We start from the raw sequence: 18,272 nt of genomic DNA, 5'->3' as shown, positions 1-18,272 counted from the left end.
AATGGGATTGATACGGGATCGCCTCTTGCCGCCCATGCAGGGAAGCGTGGCCTGGGGTTGGCTGGGACCTTTGCTGGTCGCGGCGTTCGGAGGGGTCCTGCGTTTCGTCAATCTCGGGCGGCCGCACGCGGTCGTGTTCGACGAGACGTACTACGCCAAGGACGCCTGGACGCTGATCAATTACGGGGTGGAGCGGGCCTCGCTCGGCACCGTGGAGGACCCGATCGCCGATCGGATGATCATCGCGGGAAAGACCGACTTCCTGGTCAAGTGCACGCCGCCGGAGGCCGACCCCTGCCCGCTCTACGTGGCCCACCCGCCGCTGGGCAAGTGGATGATCGGCCTGGGCGAGCAGATCTTCGGCATGAACCCCTACGGCTGGCGGTTCGCCGGTGCGGTGGTCGGGGTGCTGTCGATCCTGATCCTGGCCAGGGTCGCCCGCCGGATGACCCGCTCGACCATGCTGGGCTGCCTGGCCGGGCTGCTTCTCGCGCTGGACGGGCTCCACCTCGTGCTGTCGCGCACCGCGCTGCTCGACATCTTCCTGATGTTCTGGGTGCTGGCGGCCTTCGCCTGCCTGGTCGCCGACCGCGACTGGGCGAGGGGACGGCTGGTGGCCTGGTACGAGACCTCGCCGCTCAGCGACCACGGGCCAGGCCTTGGGGCGCGGCCGTGGCGGATCGCGGCGGGCCTGTGCCTGGGCGCGGCCTGCGCGGTCAAGTGGTCGGGGGTCTTCTTCCTCGTCGCCTTCGCGGTGATGTCGCTGGTCTGGGACGCGGGCGCCCGCCGGGCGATCGGCCTGCGCAGACCGTACGCGGGGGCGCTGAACAGGGACCTGACCGGCGTCGTGCTGGTGATGGGCCTGCTGCCCGCCGTCACCTACATCGCCTCCTGGACCGGCTGGTTCGCCTCGCCGCTGGGCTGGGGCCGCAACTGGGCCCAGGCGACCTCGCAGGGACCGGGGTTCTTCGTCTTCGACTCGATCCGGTCGTGGCTGAGCTACCAGGTGCAGGTGCTCGGCTACCACACCGGGCTGGACGAGGGGCACAGCTACCAGTCGGCCCCCTGGACCTGGCCCCTCCTCTCCCGCCCGGTGGCGTTCCACTACCCGCCCGACAAGACCGGATGCGGCGCCGGCAGCTGCGCCGAGGCGGTGCTCGGGGTCGGTACCCCGGTCATCTGGTACGGGGGCCTGGCCGCCCTCATCGCCATGATCGCCTGGTACGTCGCCACCCGCGACTGGCGGGCCGGAGCCGTGCTCCTCGGCTACGCCGCCGGCTGGCTCCCCTGGTTCTACTACGCCCTCGCCGACAACCGGACGATGTACCTGTTCTACGCGATCACGATGCTCCCCTTCATGATCCTCGCGCTGACCCTGGCCGCCGGGCTGATCATCGGGCGGGCGGACGCCGCGCCCAACCGCAGGGCGGTGGGGGCCGCGGTCGTCGGGGCCTTCACTCTCCTCGCGCTGATCAATCTCGGGTGGCTCTATCCGGTGCTGGTCGCCGAGCTCATCCCGCACTCCCAGTGGTGGGCGCGGATGCTGTTCCGGAGCTGGGTGTGACGGGTCCGGGCGTGGCCGGTCCGGGTGTGGCCGGTCCGGGGTTCGCGGGTCCGGGGGTGATGGGGGCGGTCGCGTCGGAGCCGCTCGCGACGGCGGGCGGCACCGCGGGGCCGATCATGACCGGGCCGGTCGTGGCGGGGTCGCCCTCGGCCGGGTCGCCCGTGGCGTCGCCGCTCGTGACGGCGCCCGACGTGATGTCGCCCGTGGCGACGTCGCCGGGGGTGACGGCGGCGGGCGCGGCGGTGGCGGGCCCGGAGAACCCGTGGCGCAGCGAGATCGCCGCCGCCAGGCAGGCCAGCGGCACCGCGGGCAGCAGATAGCGGTAGTCGAACTCGGCCGTCGCCGCCGGGGCCAGGATGAGGCCGAACGAGGCCAGCCACGGCAGCAGCACCGGCCCGCCCAGCTTCCGCCAGCGCACCGCCACCCCGGCCAGCCCGATCAGCAGCAGCACGCCGAGCACGATGCCGGGCAGCCGGACGATCCGCTGGTAGACCTGCAAAAAACCGGCCCACGGGTCGGTGACGTCGGTGCCGATCACGCGGATCTTGCCCTGGATCGGCGCGGTCCGCAGGCCCGGGTCGTACTTCTGCGCGTCGGTGTCGGTGCTGCCCCGGTACGACGACCAGGCGGGAAGGACCTTGGTCTCCGGCAGGAACTCGTACTGCCGGTAGGTGTTGAAGTCGGGGAAGCGCGGCCGGCCCCAGTGGAAGGCGCGGAAGAAGTCGCCGGCCACGAGGCTGAGATAGTCGAGCGGCTGGGACAGGATGGCCCGCTGGGCGAACGCGCCCGCGGTCTTGTTCGTCTCGGGGGTGAACGTGCTGCCCACCCCGAAGGCGTGGAAGCGCTGGCCGTTCTGCGCCCACCAGAGGTATTTCTGCCCGGAGAAGCCGCGCTGGCCCGGCGGCGCGCTGATGCACAGCAGCGCCAGCTCCAGCTCCTCGCGAGGGTCGATCTTCATCTTCCGGCAGTCGGCGAACAGCGCCGTCCGCATGTAGAGGATCGCGCCGTCGCTGTTGGTCATCGCGAAGTTGCCGTGCGCGGACGCGAACCAGGCCATGTATCCAGTCACCGGGAGCGCGCACGCGACCACCATGGCCACGATCGTCTTCCAGGCCGTGCGCTTCACCATCAGGTAGATCACGACCAGCACGAGGATCGGCAGGCCGATCGACCGGGTGAGCGCGGTGAGGGCGAGCAGCAGCCCGATCACCGCGCCGAGCCGCCAGGACATCCGCCGGTGCCAGAGCACCAGCGTGATCACCCCCACGACCAGCAGCATGAACATCGCGTCGGACATGACCAGGTGTTCGAGCTGGATCTGGTACGCGTCGAAGAGCACCGGCAGCGCGGCCAGCGTCGCCCCCCAGCCGGGCAGCCGGAACCTGACGCGCAGCAGGGAGTAGATCAGCACCGCGACGCCCAGGCCCATCAGGTGCTGGACGAAGGCCACCAGGCCGAAGCTGTGCAGCGGCCTCAGCAGCAGGAGCAGGAAGGAGTAACCGTTCGGCCGCAGGGCGCTGGGCCGGTCGGGGTTCACCGCCCCGGAGACGTACTCGTAGGAGTCGTTGAACCACTGGGCCGGGCCGTACCCGAGCATGGTGACCACACGCAGCAGGAAGGCCAGCGCGAGGGCACCCACGAAGAGGCGATGCCGGTAGAGGAACGCCCGCAGGCGAGCGACCCGGTCGGGCGGAGGCGCGTCCAGGCGAGGGCGGTCGGCGACGGTCACCATGCATTACAGGATGCCAGCCGTTTCAGGGAGTTGACCCGGGCAGGGGACTGTAGAGGGCATCATGGTGAGATTGGTTTGTGCAGTGAGTGAAGGGTTGAGACGTGGAACTGACCGTGGTCATGCCTTGCTTGAACGAGGCGGAGACCGTGGAGACCTGCGTACGCAAGGCGCTCGCCTGCATGCGGGAGCACGGGATCGACGGGGAAGTCCTGATCGCCGACAACGGCAGCACGGACGGCTCACAGCAGCTCGCGCGCGAGGCCGGAGCCCGGGTCGTGCACGTCGACGCCAAGGGATACGGCAACGCGCTGATGGGGGGGATCCGCGCGGCGCGCGGCCGTTACGTCATCATGGGCGACGCGGACGACTCCTACGACTTCACCGCCCTGCTGCCGTTCGTCGAGCAGCTCCGTGACGGTGCCGACCTGGTGATGGGCAACCGGTTCAAGGGCGGCATCGCGCCGGGCGCCATGCCCCCGCTCCACCGCTACCTGGGCAACCCGGTGCTCTCCTTCATCGGCCGCCTGTTCTTCCCCAGCGCGATCGGCGACTTCCACTGCGGGCTGCGCGGCTTCCGGCGCGACTCCATCCTCAAGCTCGGCCTGCAGACCGGCGGCATGGAGTTCGCCAGCGAGATGGTGGTCCGCTCGACGCTGTCCGGGCTGGACGTGCGCGAGGTGCCCACCACGCTGTCGCCCGACGGCCGCTCCCGCCCGCCGCACCTGCGCTCCTGGCGTGACGGCTGGCGCCACCTGCGCTTCCTGATGCTCTACAGCCCGCGCTGGCTGTTCTTCATCCCCGGCCTGGTCCTGATGACCCTCGGCCTGGTCGCGGGCGCCGCCCTGACCTTCGGCCCGGTCTACATCGGCAAGCTCGCCTTCGACGTCGACACCCTGGTCGGCGCCTCGGCCATGGTGGTGATCGGCTTCCAGGCGTCCCTGTTCGCCCTGTTCACCAAGGTGTACGCGGCCGAGGAGGGCTTCCTTCCCGAGGACAGGAGGGTGCGCAAGCTCGTCGACATCGTGAGCCTGGAGAGGGGCCTGATCGTCGGCGGCCTGCTCGCCCTGGGCGGTCTGGGCGGCCTGGTCGCCTCGCTGGTCCACTGGCAGACGCGCAGCTTCGGCCCGCTGATCCCCTCGGAGTCGCTGCGCATCGTCGTGCCCTCGGCCACCGCGCTGATCGTGAGCTTCCAGACGATCTTCGCGGCGCTGTTCATCAGCATTCTCGGCATCCGCCGTACCAAGGAGACGCCCATCGACGTGGCCGCCTCCGCCGCCGAGGAGGCCGCCGAGGCCGTCAGCCGCGCCGCCGCGGGCGAGCCGGTGGCCACCCCCGCCGACGGTGCCGCGCCGGTGTCGTCGCAGCTGCCCTGAGCGTCACGGCGGCCCGGGGTGGGACCCCGGGAAACGGAAGGCCCCGGAGAAGGGTGACAGCACCAAGGCCCGGGGTCGCGTCCCTTAGGCTTGCACCATGTCCCAGCACATCCTGACCGCGGTCGCCTGGCCCTACGCCAACGGCCCTCGCCACATCGGGCACGTCTCCGGATTCGGCGTGCCGTCCGACGTCTTCAGCCGCTACCAGCGGATGGCGGGCAACAAGGTCCTCATGGTGAGCGGGACCGACGAGCACGGCACCCCGATCCAGGTCCAGGCCGACAAGGAGGGCCTCACCGCCCGAGAGCTCGCCGACCGCTACAACAGGGTGATCGTCGAGGACCTCCAGGCGCTGGGGCTCTCCTACGACCTGTTCACCCGGACCACCACGGAAAACCACTACGCGGTCACGCAGGAGATCTTCAAGGGACTCCACGACAACGGCTATATCTTCCCCCAGACCACGATGGGCGCCATCTCGCCCTCCACCGGGCGCACCCTGCCCGACCGCTACATCGAGGGCACCTGCCCGATCTGCGCCTACGAGAGCGCCCGCGGCGACCAGTGTGACAACTGCGGCAACCAGCTCGACCCGATCCAGCTGATCAATCCGGTGAGCAAGGTCAACGGCGAGACGCCGGTCTTCGTGGAGACCGAGCACTTCATGCTCGACCTGCCCGCGTTCGCCGAGGTCCTGGCGTCTTGGCTGCGCTCCAAGGAGGGCGACTGGCGGCCCAACGTGCTGAAGTTCGCCCTCAACATGCTCGGCGACATGCACCCCCGCGCGATCAGCCGCGACCTCGACTGGGGCGTGCCGATCCCGCTGGAGGGCTGGAACGACCAGGCCAACAAGCGGCTCTACGTCTGGTTCGACGCGGTCATCGGCTATCTCAGCGCCTCCATCGAGTGGGCCCGCCGCTCCGGCGACCCCGAGGCCTGGCGTCAGTGGTGGCAGGACCCCGAGGCCCTGGGCTACTACTTCATGGGCAAGGACAACATCGTCTTCCACGCGGAGATCTGGCCGGCGATGCTGCTCGGCTACAACGGCCAGGGGGCCCGTGACGGCGAGCCGGGCTCCCTCGGCGCGCTGAACCTGCCCTCCGAGGTCGTCTCCAGCGAGTTCCTGACGATGGAGGGGCGCAAGTTCTCCTCCTCCCGCTCGGTGGTCATCTACGTGCGCGACTTCCTGGAGCGCTACGACGCCGACGCGCTGCGCTACTACATCGCCGTGGCGGGCCCGGAGAACCAGGACACCGACTTCACCTGGTCGGAGTTCCTCAACCGCAACAACGGCGAGCTGGTGGCGGCCTGGGGCAACCTGGTGAACCGCTCGATCTCGATGGCCGCCAAGAACTTCGGGGTCATCCCCGAGGCGGGCGAGTTCACCGACGCCGACCGCGCCATGCTGGAGCGCAGCCGAGGGGCCTTCCCGAAGGTCGCCGCCGAGCTCCAGCACTGCCGCTTCAAGAACGCGACGAACGAGGCGTTCGAGGTCATCCGCGAGGCCAACCGATACCTGGCCGAGCAGGAGCCCTGGAAGATCAAGGACGACCCCGCGCGGGTGAAGACCATCCTGCACGTCGCCCTCCAGGTCGTGGACGACGCCAAGACGCTGCTGACCCCGATCCTGCCCAACTCCTCCAACAAGATCTACGCGATGCTCGGCGGCACCGGCGTCTGGTCGGGCATGCCGGAGATCCAGGAGGTCACCGACGACGACGGCCGGACCTACCCGATCATCACCGGCTCCTACGACGGCGCCGCGCGCTGGGAGCCGTTCCCGATCCGGGTGGGCTTCCCGCTGGCCCCGCCGACCCCGCTGTTCGTCAAGCTGGACCCCAAGATCGTCGAGGAGGAGCTGGCCCGCCTGGCCGAGTAGGACGATCGCGGCCCGCGCCCGCCCGGTGCCGGGCGCGGGCCGCACCTGCTTCTCGGTAGGTTGGACGCCGTGAGCACGCCGAATCTTCCCGCCGCGCCCAGACCTCTGCCGGCAGAGGTGTTCGACAGCCACTGCCACCTGGACATCATGGTGGGCAACCGCCAGGCGTCCTCGGGGGACCCGGTGGCCCAGGCCGCGCAGGCGGCCAGGACGAGCGTCGAGGGCATCCTCGACGAGGCCCGTGCCGTCGGCGTGACGCGGCTCGTCACGATCGGCTACGACCTGCCGTCCTCGCGCTGGAACGCCGAGACGGCCGCCCTCCACGCGGACGTCTACGCCGGGGTGGCCATCCACCCCAACGAGGCGCACGCCTCGACGCCGGAGACCCTCGCCGAGATCGAGCGGCTGGCCCGCCTGCCGCACGTCAGGGCGGTGGGGGAGACCGGGCTCGACTACTACCGCGACTGGGCGTCGAAGGACGACCAGCACGCCAGCTTCCGCGCGCACATCGAGATCGCCAAGCGGACCGGCAAGGCCCTGGTGATCCACGACCGCGAGGCCCACGACGACGTGCTGCGCGTGCTGGCCGAGGAGGGCGCTCCCGAGGTCGTGGTGTTCCACAGCTTCTCCGGTGACGCGGGAATGGCGAAACAGTGCACAGATGCCGGATATTTCATGTCATTTTCCGGTCCGGTTACCTACAAGAACGCCGCCTACCTCCGTGAGGCCGCGCGGGTCGCGCCGAAGGAGCTGATCCTCGTCGAGACCGACGCGCCCTACCTGCCGCCCACCCCCCACCGGGGCAAGCCCAACGCGCCCTACCTCATACCGCTCACGCTGCGCTGCCTCGCCGAGGTCAGGGGGGCCGACCTCACCGAGCTCGCCACCGCCGTCAGCGCCAACGGGGAGACCGTCTTCGGCTCCTGGTGACCGGGGCTCGGCTCCCGCGTACGGCGGGACCCGGGATCCGTGCGGTCCCGGCCCACGGCGAGGTCGGGAGTGCCTACCCACGGCGAGGCCGAAACCGGGAATCTCGGCTCGGGGCGGGACCGGTCCGGGAGGCTTGGCCCATGGCGAGGTCGGGAGTGCCTACCTGCGACGCGCGCGTCACAGTCGGTCCCGCCGTTCGGTAAGGCCATCGGCCACTGGCAGGGAACAGCGCGCGGACGTACCTTGAGTGGGCGGCGGCTCTTGCCGCGCTCCCAGGGTTCTCGGATGAGGTGACCTGGCAATGGAACATCGATACCCGAATCACATCACGGAGTTACGGGCTCGGACCGAGGCCGGCGACAAGAACGCGGCAGGACGGTTAGGAGAACTGCTCGCCAAGAGCGGCGACAGGGAAGGCGCGCTGCGGGTGTGGGCCGAAGCCTATGGCGACTCCCGACCCACGACGAGGCGGCTGGCTGAGTTGAAGGTCGAGGACGGCGACTTGGACGATGCGGTGTCGACATGGAAGTTCTCGGACATCGTGTGGCAGAACCCGGAAGGTCTTCATCAGGAGTACCTGAACACCCTGGATCACGAAGACCGGATGGAGGCTGAATACTGTGACCCCGAGGACTGGGGGTTCATGGAGGCCGAGAAGTTGACGTGGATGCTGGCCAACCGGGGGGATGAGGAGGCGATCGCGGACCTGCGGTCCCGGGTCGCTGCCGGTATCTTCCCCGCGAAGCTGCTGGCTGACTGTGAAGAACGCCATCGCCGCAGAAAGGAAGCGGCGGGGCAACCCCAAAGCCCTGCTGAGAAGTGACCTTCGGCCGATGTGAAGGCCACACCCGGCATTGAGGTCGTACCGGTCGATGACGATCAGGAGCACGCCGCGCCCGGGGCCCGGAGTCGCTACGGGGCAGGCGTCCCGCGCGGGATCCAGCGAACCTGGCCGCCCGGCAGCGCTCTCGCCATCTGGAGCCACCCGCTAACGGGACTTTTCGTTCGGATGCTCGTCATGCCCCCAGAAAGCCCAGAGTTCGCGTGAACCCAAGGGTTGACGCTGGACCGCTGGGGTGGCCTGGGAGGTTATACGCCCTTGGGTTCACCGGAACCCAAGGCCGTTCATGGCCAGCCGGTACCAGGCGGTGCTCATGACAAGGCGACGGCGGCCGGCCCGGCCCGGCGAGTGGCTGGGACGCCTGAGCTGGTGTACGGAGCCGACCCCCGCGTGAGCAGGCGTTCTTTGTCAGGGCAACGCTCGACACCGGACCAAGGCGTCCATGGGCAGGCCGGCCACGCGCCTCCTCGTCTTCACCACCACTACAAAAACCTCAACGAAGAGGAAAAGGCTTCACCGATCCCGAGATCCCTTCAACTGCCTTGGTTATGTCGGTGAGAAGCAGAGCCGAATATTGCTGACTGGCTCACTTGATCGAATCGTTCGGGAAGCCGTGTCGGTGAGTTTGGGAGCCACCTCGATAGCTTGGCCTGCCCGATGGCAGTCCCTGGCCTTACTCCATAGGTGCCGACCCCGCTGTCGACGAAGCCCCAGGTCCAGGTGGAGCGGCCTGAGCGGAGCGAGGGACAACTGCCTGGGGCTTGAGGACTATCGCTCGGAAAAAGCGCGCGCGTGTTCCGGCTTCAGGCCGAGGATCTCGTCTCGGCGTCCGCCAACCGCTCACCCGCGTTCTGCGGGTGGGTCGGCCGGCTAAGGGCTGGTCGGCGGGGCGACGACCAACTCGGTGTCCGGGTCGTGGTCGATCTGCGGAGGGCCAGCGACGATCATGGTGGCTCGGGCCCACGGCTGTTCTCGCAGCAGGAACGGCAGTTCCTCCAGCAGCCAGTTCGCCACGTGCTCCAACTGCTCGGGGGAGTCACCGTCGCGGACGACCAACAGGCGCCCTTGCTCGTCGAGGTCACCCTGCATCCATACCGAGGCGTCCAACCAGGGGGCGAGCTTTTCGCGGATGACGCCGGTGCCCTCGACCCAAATGAAGTCGGCACCGGCGGGGATGGTGATCGATCCGGGCCGGTCGTGGGTGATCCAGGCATCGGGGCGGAAGTCCACCGCCTCACCCCGGTGCAGGGGTCGCAGGATGTTCTCGGCGAGCACGGCGCCCCAGTCGAAGTAGGCGTGGTTCCAGGCGATGTCGTCGGTGTGCACGATGGCGGAGTTGGGCACCAGCTTGCGTAGCCGCTCGGCCAGGGTCGTCTTGCCGGCGCCGCCCCGGCCGTCGATCGCGATCACCCGCGGACGTCCGGTGACGTCGGGTGATGCGTCGCGCAGCTGCCGGACGGCGTCGAGCACGGTCACCACCCGCCAGCCGACGGCCTCGGTCTCGCCTGCATGTAGACGCATCGACAACCTGTCTCTGGAGGCGAGGACACAGGTCCGGCCTGCCCGGACGGACCGCCGCCGCCCAACCTTATCGACGTCATGGTCCAGAGGCCATGCCGGTGTCTGCCGGCGACGCTCGATCCATTTCACAATCCACGAGATCACCCTCAGCGCGACTTTCTCAAGCCATAGTCCTCAAGTCCCTACCAGGAGGTGGGGCGAGCGACGGCCATACTCGGCGACGAGGAAGGTCGGAGTGGCTCCCAGACTCGCCGACACAAATCTGGTCCCAGGACCGTAGCCCGGCTCTCAAAGTGGCTGATATCTGGTTCTCGTAGTCACCGACATAGCCAACTGCTGGACCGACGCCTTCTGTACGGAGAACGCCCAGGTCCTGGAGCTATGGCGACGATGGAGGGCTCAGGGAACTGCGGGGTTATTCCTCACGCCGCGCGAGTCGCGGCCGCCACCACCGTCCTGCACACCGGAGTGCCGCTGGCCGTCGTCCGTGGACGAGCTGGCGGACGACGCGAGACCTTAGAGAAGAACCGGCGAGTGTGAGCGAGGAGGTCGAGGAAGTCGCCTCGGATCGCCCCGGCGGGGTGCCTGAAAGTGTGACGCGCGCGTCACAGCCTACCCACGGTGAGGCCGAGGGCGGGAATCTCGGCTCGGGGCGGGACCGAGCCGGGAGTCTCAACCCACGGCGGCGCCGAAGTCGGCGGAGGCTGCGCCTTCGAGGGCGGGGATTTTGCCGGTGCCCGGCGAGAGCTGGACGCCCTCGGTGTCGTTGCGGCCCAGCAGGACGACCGCTCCCGCGCCTCCCCTGTCGGGCGCACCGGCGACCAGCCGGTTACCGCTGAACCCGACCGACCAGCCGAAGTGGTCACCCGTCCCGCTCTGGGTGACCAGCCTGCCCGTTCCCTGCTCGCCTATCGTGATCAGCCGGACGCCGCCCTGCCCGTCGGCGTCGAAGGGCACGCCCACGGCGAGCCTGACCTCCCCCTCGCCACCCTCGCCGGTGAACGCCAGCGAGAACCCGTAGCCCTCGCCCGGGGCCCCTTCGGAGCCCTGGTGGAAGGTGGCGAGGGGGGTGACCACCCGGGTGCCGGAGGCCTGGAACAGCTGGACGAGGCCGGAGTCCTTCACCGCCCCGCCGTCGCCGAGCGGTGCGCTCACCGCGAGGTAGCCGATGTCGTCCCGCTCGGCGTAGGCCATCGCGTAGCCGAACCGGTCGCCCGCCTCGGACCGGGCCACCTCGCGGAGGTCCCACTTCCTGCTTCCGTACTCGTCCCTGGGCTCCCGCACGTCGTAGATCACCGCGATCGACCCGGAGTCGGGCTTGCCCGCGTTGACCTGGCGGCCCGCCCCGTCGTCGTTCTCGTACGGCACCCCGACCGCGAGATCCGGCTCGTCCCGGGTGCCGCCGAGCCTGCCGATCGCCAGTGACCAGCCGAACATGTCGCCGACCTCGCCGTTGCCCGTCACGCCCCCGGTCTCCTGGGAGATCCGCCGGCCCGTGCCGGGCGTCGCGGTGCCGAAGAGGTAGACCGCGCCGGAGTCGGCCGTACCCTCGGCGTCCTCGTGCGGGGCTCCGACCGCCACCATCGTCCCGCCGGAGGTCAGGGACCAGCCGAAGTGGGCGTCGGCCTCCGGCTCCGGGGCGACCAGGCGGGCCGTCCTGCCCCCGGGGCCGCCGTACACCACGTAGACCGCGCCCGCGTCCGCGGAGCCCGCCACGTCCGCGTACGGGGCGCCGACGAGCAGGTCCGCGCAGCCGTCGCCGTCGACCTTGGCCAGCCGTACCGACCACCCGAAGCCGTCCCCCGCCTTCGTCTCGGGGACGGTCACGGCCTTCCCGCTCTCTCCCCGGCCGAAGAGCACGTGGACGGCCCCCGCTCCGGCGAGCCCGCCGGGGTTGGCGAACGGGTCACCGACCGCGGCGTCCTCCAGACCGTCGCCGTCGAAGTCGCTCACGCCCGCCCCGGTGCAGTCGGCGGGCGAGGCGGCGGAGGCGGCGGGAGCGGCGCCGGATCCGGCCGCGAGGATTCCACCGGGCGTGGCGAGCGCCTCGGCGGCCCCGGTGGAGGTGAGCGTGATCGCGGCCGTCGCCGCGAGGGAGAGTAGCAGCCTCAAGACAACCTCACCTCGATGTTCCTGCCTCCTTCGATCACCACGCCGGTCAGTTTGGCGGGCCTGCGGGCCGGGGGCAGGTCGAAGACCAGGACGGCCTCCACCTTCGTCCCGGGGGGCAGGGCGGCGGGCAGGGCCGTCGACACCCTCTCGGGCTTGTGCGTCCCGCCGCGATCGTCGGTCAGGGTGATCGCGGTGGTGTCACCGAGCGGGACCAGCTCCGCGCCGGTGTTGATCAGCGTCAGCGGGACCGTGCAGAACCGGCCGTTCACCGGGGTGGCGTTCCCGTAGGAGGTGAGCCCGCAGGCCGGGGTCCGCGGGATGATCAGCCGCGGGTCCTCGATGAAGGAGCCGGTCGTGATCGTGCGGCCCACGTCGGTGCCGCCGGTACCGGCGAGGTCGCCGGTGGTGCCCGGCCGCGCCTGCCCCTGGTCGCCGTTCGCGTTTCCCCCACCGGTGTTCAGCAGGACGACGACCGTGACGGCCAGCGCCGCGAGCACGGCCAGCCCGGCGAACAGCCAGCGCCGCCGGGGCGCCGATCGCCCGGTGTCCGGCGCGTCCGATCCGGGTGGGTCCTGGAGGCCGGTCGAGGGCGACGGACGCGACAGGGGAGATAGGGGCGAGGGGGGCAGGGTGGGCACCTGACCCTGCGCCTGACCCTGCGCCTGAGCCGACGCGTGGCCCGGTGCCCGCCCTGGCGCCTGGCCCGGTGCGATCCTCGGTTCCTGGCCGGACGGCCGGGCCTGGAGGGGGCTCGTGAACGGGCGTGACGGTGAGGTCGTGGGCTCGGCCCGCATGGGGTACGGGAGCGGATTCGGCGGCGGGGTCCGCTCCGGTGCCGTCTGCGGCCCCGGCGACCCCGGCGGTGCGGTCGGCGCCGTGAGGGGCGCCGGTGTCGTCCGGGACCCGGGGGCCGCCGCCGGTGTGGTGGACGGACCGGGTGCCGAGGGTGCCGGGCTCTCCGGGGGCGAAGGGGGCGCCCCGGGGGCGGACGGGGCCGGTACGGAGGCCGAGGCCGCCGGATCCCAGCCGGGAAGCAGTCCGGGGATGGGCGTCGGCGCCGTGGCCGGGTCGGCGAACCCCGCCTCCAGGTTCAGCGCGCTGAGGGTCTGGGTGGAGTCGGGCTCCACGTTGGCGGGCGGCTCCCAGGACTCGTTCAGCATGTCCGTGGCGATCAGCGTCGGCGGGTCGGCCCGGACGGGAGCCGGAGCGGCCGGTGCCGCGATCCCGCCGCCGACCAGGGCGATCAGCAGGTCCTGGGCGCTGGGCCGCTGGTAGGGGTCCATCTCGGTCGCGAGGCGGACCAGGTCGTTCAGCGGGGCGGGAAGCGCGCCCAGGTCGGGTGGGGTGGTGAGCAGCCGGGTGGCCATGGTCATCATGTCGCCCCGCCCGTAGGGGTGGCGGCCGTTGCCCGCGTACGCGACCATGCAGCCCCAGGCGAAGACGTCGGCGGCCGGGGTGATCTCCAGGCCGCGCACCTGCTCGGGGGCCCACCAGCCGGGGCTGCCGAGCACCTCGCCCGAGCGAGTGAAGCTGTGCGTGGAGTCGAGGGCCCTGGCGATGCCGAAGTCGATCACGCGGGGCCCCGACATGGACAGGATCACGTTGGCGGGCTTGAGGTCCCGGTGCACCAGCCCGGCGACGTGGATCGCGGCCAGCGCCGCCGCCACCCCCAGGGCGACGCCGTGCAGGGTCCCCTGCTCGAGGGCGCCGTGCTCGATGATCTGGCGGGACAGCGGCGTGCCCGCGATGTACTCGGTGACCATGTACGGGCGGCCGTCGTCGTTGCCGTTGTCGAGCACCTGCGCGGTACAGAACGAGGCCACCCGCCGGGCGTTCTCGACCTCCGTGTGGAACCTCGCCGCGAAGCCGTCCTCGATCGCGAACTCCGCCTTCACCACCTTGAGCGCGACAGGTCGTCCCGTCGGCGCCAGCGCCAGGTAGACGGTTCCCATCCCGCCCTCGCCGAGACGTCCGAGCAGGCGGTAACTCCCGATCTGCTCAGGGTCGGCGGGTCGCAGCCCCTCCACACCGGGCTGGTTCACGTCCTCTTCACCGGGAAGATTCCCCTTCTCACCGTTGGGCCCCCGTACGGCAACGTTATCCACAACGGAACCCCTCGCGCTTCAACAGGCGTCTTTGCATCGTCTTCGGTGCGGGAAACTGGTCGGATGGCATGGGAGAGCAACCTTGGGTGATCGAGGCAAACGAGTCAAAGACCACAGCGGACCGGTGGATGCCGGGTTCGAGCCGCCGTGCGGGGAACCAGCATGAGTCTTCTTGGTCCAGCGGAAATACGTATTTTGGCGAACAAGCTCAATATTCGTCCCACGAAGAAGCTCGGCCAGAACTTCGTGATCGACGGGGGCACGGTCCGCAAGATCGTGCGGGTGGCCGGGCTTGAGCCCGGCGACGTCGTCATCGAGGTCGGCCCAGGGCTGGGCTCGCTCACCCTCGCGCTGCTTCCCGAGGTCCGCCGCGTGATCGCCGTGGAGATCGACCCCGTTCTCGCCGCCCAGCTGCCGCTGACCGTCGCCGGGCACGCCCCCGAGCTCGCCGACCGTCTCACCGTGGTGCTCGCCGATGCCATGCGCGTGCTGCCCGCGGATCTGCCGGAGGAGAGGCCGACCGCGCTGGTCGCCAACCTCCCCTACAACGTGTCCGTGCCGGTGGTGCTGCACCTGCTGGAGACGCAGCCGTCGCTGAACAAGGTCCTGATCATGGTCCAGGCCGAGGTCGCCGACCGGCTGGCCGCCGCCCCGGGTTCCAAGGTGTACGGCATCCCCTCGGTCAAGGCCGCCTGGTACGCCGACGTCCGCCGGGCCGGTCCCGTCGGCCGTACGGTCTTCTGGCCGGTCCCCAACGTCGACTCAGGCCTGGTCGCGATGGTCCGGCGGGAGCCGCCCACGACCGTGGCCACCCGCGAGGAGGTCTTCGCGGTGGTGGACGCCGCCTTCGCCCAGCGCCGCAAGACCCTCCGCGCGGCCCTCGCCTCCTGGGCGGGTACGGCCCCCGCCGCCGAGCGGGCGCTGCGGGCCGCGGGGATCGACCCCTCCGAGCGCGGCGAGCAGCTCACCGTCGAGGACTTCGCGCGGATCGCCGAGCACCGTACGGCGGAAAGCACGGCGGAAAGCGGTGCGTAGCGTGATTCGCCGGTCCGTTCGCATGCGCGGCGGAAGGATCCCGTTACGATCTGAGGTCGTGACCAGACTCGTTAAAGGGCGCAGGCCCCGTCCTTCAGGGCGGGGTAAGCCCGGCACGTCACAGGACGTTGATCACTTCAAGTTCGTTTTGCCCAGTGAGCGAGCCTCGATGGGGGACGCATGAACTCCGTGACCGTCCGCGTGCCCGCGAAGGTCAACCTGCAGCTTGCCGTCGGGCCGCTGCGGGATGACGGCTACCACGACCTCGTCAACGTCTTCCACGCCGTCTCGATCTTCGACGAGGTCACGGCCACCGCGAAGACCGGGATGAGCGTCCGGGTGGAGGGCGAGTCCGCCGACCAGGTGCCTGAGGACCACGAGAACCTCGCGATCAAGGCCGCGCTCGCGCTGGCCGGGCACGCGGGCCGCTCGTACGGCGTGAACCTGCTCATCCGCAAGTCGATCCCGGTGGCGGGCGGCATGGCGGGCGGCAGCGCCGACGCCGCCGCGACCCTGGTCGCCTGCAACGAGCTGTGGGGCCTCGGGCTGCCGCTCGAGGACCTGATGGAGATCGCCGCCGACCTCGGCAGCGACGTCCCGTTCGCGCTGCTCGGCGGTACGGCCGTCGGCACCGGCAGGGGCGAGCGGCTGACCCCGCTGGACGTCGCGGGCACCTTCCACTGGGTGTTCGCGCTCGCCGACGGCGGCCTGTCCACGGCCACGGTCTACGCCGAGTGCGACCGCATCCGCCAGGCGACCGGCGAGCGGGTCGCCTGGCCCCAGGCCGCCGAGCCGCTGCTGGCCGCGCTCCGCGAGGGGGACGCGGAAACTCTCGGCACCGAGCTCCGCAACGACCTGCAGCCGGCCGCCGTGATGCTGCGCGGCTCCCTGGCCCGGACCCTGGACGCCGGACGCGGATACGGGGCCCTCGGCTCGCTGGTCTCCGGCTCCGGGCCCACCTGCGCCTTCCTGGCCCGCTCCGAGTCCCACGCGGGTGAGCTGGCCGCCTCCCTGAAGGACACCGGGGTGGCGCGTGACGTCATCACCGCCCACGGCCCCGTCCCCGGCCCCGTGATCGTGTAGCCGTTCGTGCCCCGACGACCGGGGCCGGACCGTCGCACGGGCGGAGGCGGGGCTTCCCTCGGGCCGTTCCCCGATGAGGGGCGCGAGCGAGGCCGTTTTCCCGTGGGGGCGGCCGGGGGCGTTTCCGACAAGGGTCCCCGGGGGGCGTTCTCCCGACAGGTGTCGCGTGGCGGGAGCCGTTCCCCGATGAGGGGTCGCGCGGGTGGGGCCGTTTTTCCGATGGGGGTCGCGCCGGTCGGGAGCGGATACGCTTGTGTGGCGATGAATCTGGTCAATCTTGAGTCGGTCTCCCACTCCTACGGTCCCAAGCCCCTGCTCAGCGACGTCTCCCTCGGCATCGAGGTGGGCGACCGCATCGGTGTGGTCGGCCGCAACGGCGGCGGCAAGACAACTCTCATCTCGGTGATAGCCGGTGACCTCAAGCCGAACACCGGACGGGTCACCCATAACCGGGGGCTCCAGGTGGGATCGCTGTCGCAGGGCGACGACCTCGACCCGGCGCGCTCGGTGAGCGAGATCGTTCTCGGTGACAGGTCCGAGCACGAGTGGGCGGGAGACGCGGGCATCCGCGAGATCCTCGCCAGCCTGCTCGGCGACATCGACCTGACGGCGCTCGCCGGGAGCCTGTCGGGCGGTGAGCGGCGTCGCACGGCCCTGGCCAAGCTGCTCATCGACGAGCACGATCTGATCATCCTGGACGAGCCCACCAACCACCTCGACATCGAGGCCATCGACTGGCTCGCCAGGCACCTGGCGGGCCGCAGGACCGCGCTGGTGGTCGTGACCCACGACCGGTGGTTCCTGGACGCGGTCTCCACCAGGACGTGGGAGGTCGTGGACGGCGCGGTCGAGCGCTACGAGGGCGGGTACGCCGCGTACGTGCTGGCCAAGGCCGAGCGCGCCCGGGTCGCGGCCTCCACCGAGGCCCGCCGCCAGAACCTGATGCGCAAGGAGATCGCCTGGCTCCGCCGGGGCCCGCCCGCGCGTACGTCCAAGCCCAAGTTCCGCATCGACGCCGCCCAGGCGCTGATCGCCGACGAGCCTCCCGCCAGGGAGAGCGTCGAGCTGGTCAAGTTCGCCGCCGCCCGGCTGGGCCGCACGGTCTACGACCTTGAGGACGTCACCCTGCACGCCGGAGGACCCGGCCAGGGCCCGATGGTCCTCGACCACTCGACCTGGCAGTTCGGCCCCGGCGACCGGGTCGGCCTGATCGGCGTGAACGGGTCGGGCAAGTCCTCGCTGCTCCGCCTGCTCGCCGGTACCGTGCACCCCGACTCGGGCAGGCTCGTACGCGGCAAGACGGTCCGCCTGGCGCACCTGTCGCAGGAGCTGGGCGAGCTCGACCCGGAGCGCCGGGTGCTGGAGACCGTCGAGGAGATCCGCAAGTTCATCCAGGTCGGCAAGAAGGAGTGGACCGCCTCCCAGCTGCTGGAGCGCCTCGGCTTCAAGGGCGACGCGCAGTGGAAGGTCGTCGGCGACCTGTCCGGTGGCGAGCGGCGCCGCCTGCAGCTGCTCCGCCTCCTCATGGACGACCCCAACGTGCTGCTGCTCGACGAGCCGACCAACGACCTCGACATCGAGACGCTCAACGAGCTGGAGGACCTGCTCGACGGCTGGCCGGGCACGCTGATCCTGGTCAGCCACGACCGCTACTTCCTGGAGCGGGTCACCGACAGGACCGTCGCCCTGCTCGGCGACCGCAAGCTGTCGATGCTCCCCGGCGGCGTGGACGAATACCTCGCCCGCCGCGCCTCGGGGGCGGCCCTGTCCGCGCGGGCGGCGTCCGGCGCGGTGTCCGGCACGGCCTCGGCGACCTCGTCCACCGGAGCGAAGGAGACGGCTCCCGGCCTGTCCGCGAAGGACGAGCGCGACCTCCGCAAGGAGCTCTCCCGGATGGAGCGCCAGCTCGACAAGCTGAGTGGCCGCGAGGCGAAGCTGCACGCGTCCATGGCCGACGCCGCCGCCGACTACGAGCGGCTGGCCTCGCTCGACGCGCAGCTGAAGGAGATCCTCGCGGAGAAGGAGTCGATCGAGGGCGAGTGGCTGGAGCTGGCCGACCGCCTGGGCGACTGAGCCCCGCCGGATTGCGACGAGTGG

At 70.7% G+C, this 18,272-nt stretch carries 12 protein-coding genes; 8 read left to right on the top strand and 4 right to left on the bottom strand.

Going from position 1 to position 18,272, the window contains the following annotated elements; genetic code table 11:
- The first annotated feature begins 34 nt into the window (after positions 1–34).
- On the top strand, positions 35–1,564 hold the full coding sequence (locus OG587_RS01660; protein WP_329086142.1) for a dolichyl-phosphate-mannose--protein mannosyltransferase: 1,530 nt from the start codon (positions 35–37) through the stop codon (positions 1,562–1,564).
- Here the strand turns inward: OG587_RS01660 and OG587_RS01655 are convergent.
- The gene (locus OG587_RS01655) at positions 1,512–3,296 is read right to left on the bottom strand and encodes a hypothetical protein (protein ID WP_329086141.1); all 1,785 of its coding nucleotides are present in this window, start codon (positions 3,294–3,296) and stop codon (positions 1,512–1,514) included. The genes OG587_RS01660 and OG587_RS01655 overlap by 53 nt on opposite strands.
- A 101-nt stretch (positions 3,297–3,397) precedes the next feature.
- Here OG587_RS01655 and OG587_RS01650 point away from each other — a divergent pair, with 101 nt between their 5' ends.
- The 4 genes from OG587_RS01650 (at position 3,398) to OG587_RS01635 (ending at position 8,301) form a co-directional block, all read left to right on the top strand.
- Positions 3,398–4,669, top strand: coding sequence for a glycosyltransferase (locus tag OG587_RS01650; RefSeq protein WP_329086139.1), 1,272 nt, complete (start codon positions 3,398–3,400; stop codon positions 4,667–4,669).
- Positions 4,670–4,766: 97 nt separating this feature from the next.
- Entirely contained in the window at positions 4,767–6,548 is a 1,782-nt protein-coding gene (gene metG, locus OG587_RS01645) for a methionine--tRNA ligase (RefSeq protein ID WP_329086138.1), read from the top strand.
- A 69-nt stretch (positions 6,549–6,617) separates the two neighbouring features.
- The gene (locus OG587_RS01640) at positions 6,618–7,478 is read left to right on the top strand and encodes a TatD family hydrolase (RefSeq protein WP_329086136.1); all 861 of its coding nucleotides are present in this window, start codon (positions 6,618–6,620) and stop codon (positions 7,476–7,478) included.
- Between the two features lie 301 nt (positions 7,479–7,779).
- A complete protein-coding gene (locus tag OG587_RS01635; protein ID WP_329086134.1) occupies positions 7,780–8,301 on the top strand; it encodes a hypothetical protein in 522 nt (173 codons plus the stop codon).
- Positions 8,302–9,189: 888 nt separating this feature from the next.
- On the opposite strand, the gene OG587_RS01630 is transcribed toward OG587_RS01635, so the two are convergent.
- The 3 genes from OG587_RS01630 to OG587_RS01620 form a co-directional block, all read right to left on the bottom strand.
- Positions 9,190–9,840, bottom strand: coding sequence for a uridine kinase family protein (locus OG587_RS01630; protein WP_329086132.1), 651 nt, complete (start codon positions 9,838–9,840; stop codon positions 9,190–9,192).
- A gap of 672 nt (positions 9,841–10,512) precedes the next feature.
- Positions 10,513–11,952: an FG-GAP-like repeat-containing protein gene (locus OG587_RS01625; protein ID WP_329086130.1), complete on the bottom strand. Its 1,440-nt coding sequence runs from the start codon at positions 11,950–11,952 to the stop codon at positions 10,513–10,515.
- Complete coding sequence (locus OG587_RS01620; protein ID WP_329086128.1) at positions 11,949–13,994, bottom strand: serine/threonine-protein kinase; 2,046 nt, start codon at positions 13,992–13,994, stop codon at positions 11,949–11,951. The genes OG587_RS01625 and OG587_RS01620 overlap by 4 nt, the downstream gene beginning before the upstream one ends.
- Before the next feature lie 225 nt (positions 13,995–14,219).
- Between OG587_RS01620 and rsmA the strand changes: the two genes are divergently transcribed.
- From rsmA to OG587_RS01605, 3 genes are all read left to right on the top strand, one after another.
- On the top strand, positions 14,220–15,092 hold the full coding sequence (gene rsmA / locus OG587_RS01615; RefSeq protein WP_329086127.1) for a 16S rRNA (adenine(1518)-N(6)/adenine(1519)-N(6))-dimethyltransferase RsmA: 873 nt from the start codon (positions 14,220–14,222) through the stop codon (positions 15,090–15,092).
- A gap of 180 nt (positions 15,093–15,272) precedes the next feature.
- A complete protein-coding gene (locus OG587_RS01610) occupies positions 15,273–16,175 on the top strand; it encodes a 4-(cytidine 5'-diphospho)-2-C-methyl-D-erythritol kinase (protein ID WP_329086125.1) in 903 nt (300 codons plus the stop codon).
- 261 nt (positions 16,176–16,436) lie between these two features.
- Complete coding sequence (locus OG587_RS01605; RefSeq protein WP_329086123.1) at positions 16,437–18,248, top strand: ABC-F family ATP-binding cassette domain-containing protein; 1,812 nt, start codon at positions 16,437–16,439, stop codon at positions 18,246–18,248.
- The last annotated feature ends 24 nt before the right edge of the window (positions 18,249–18,272 follow it).

The sequence above is a fragment of the Streptosporangium sp. NBC_01469 genome (assembly GCF_036227305.1).
GTDB lineage: Bacteria > Actinomycetota > Actinomycetes > Streptosporangiales > Streptosporangiaceae > Streptosporangium.
This window is presented reverse-complemented; position numbering and strand designations above follow the sequence as displayed.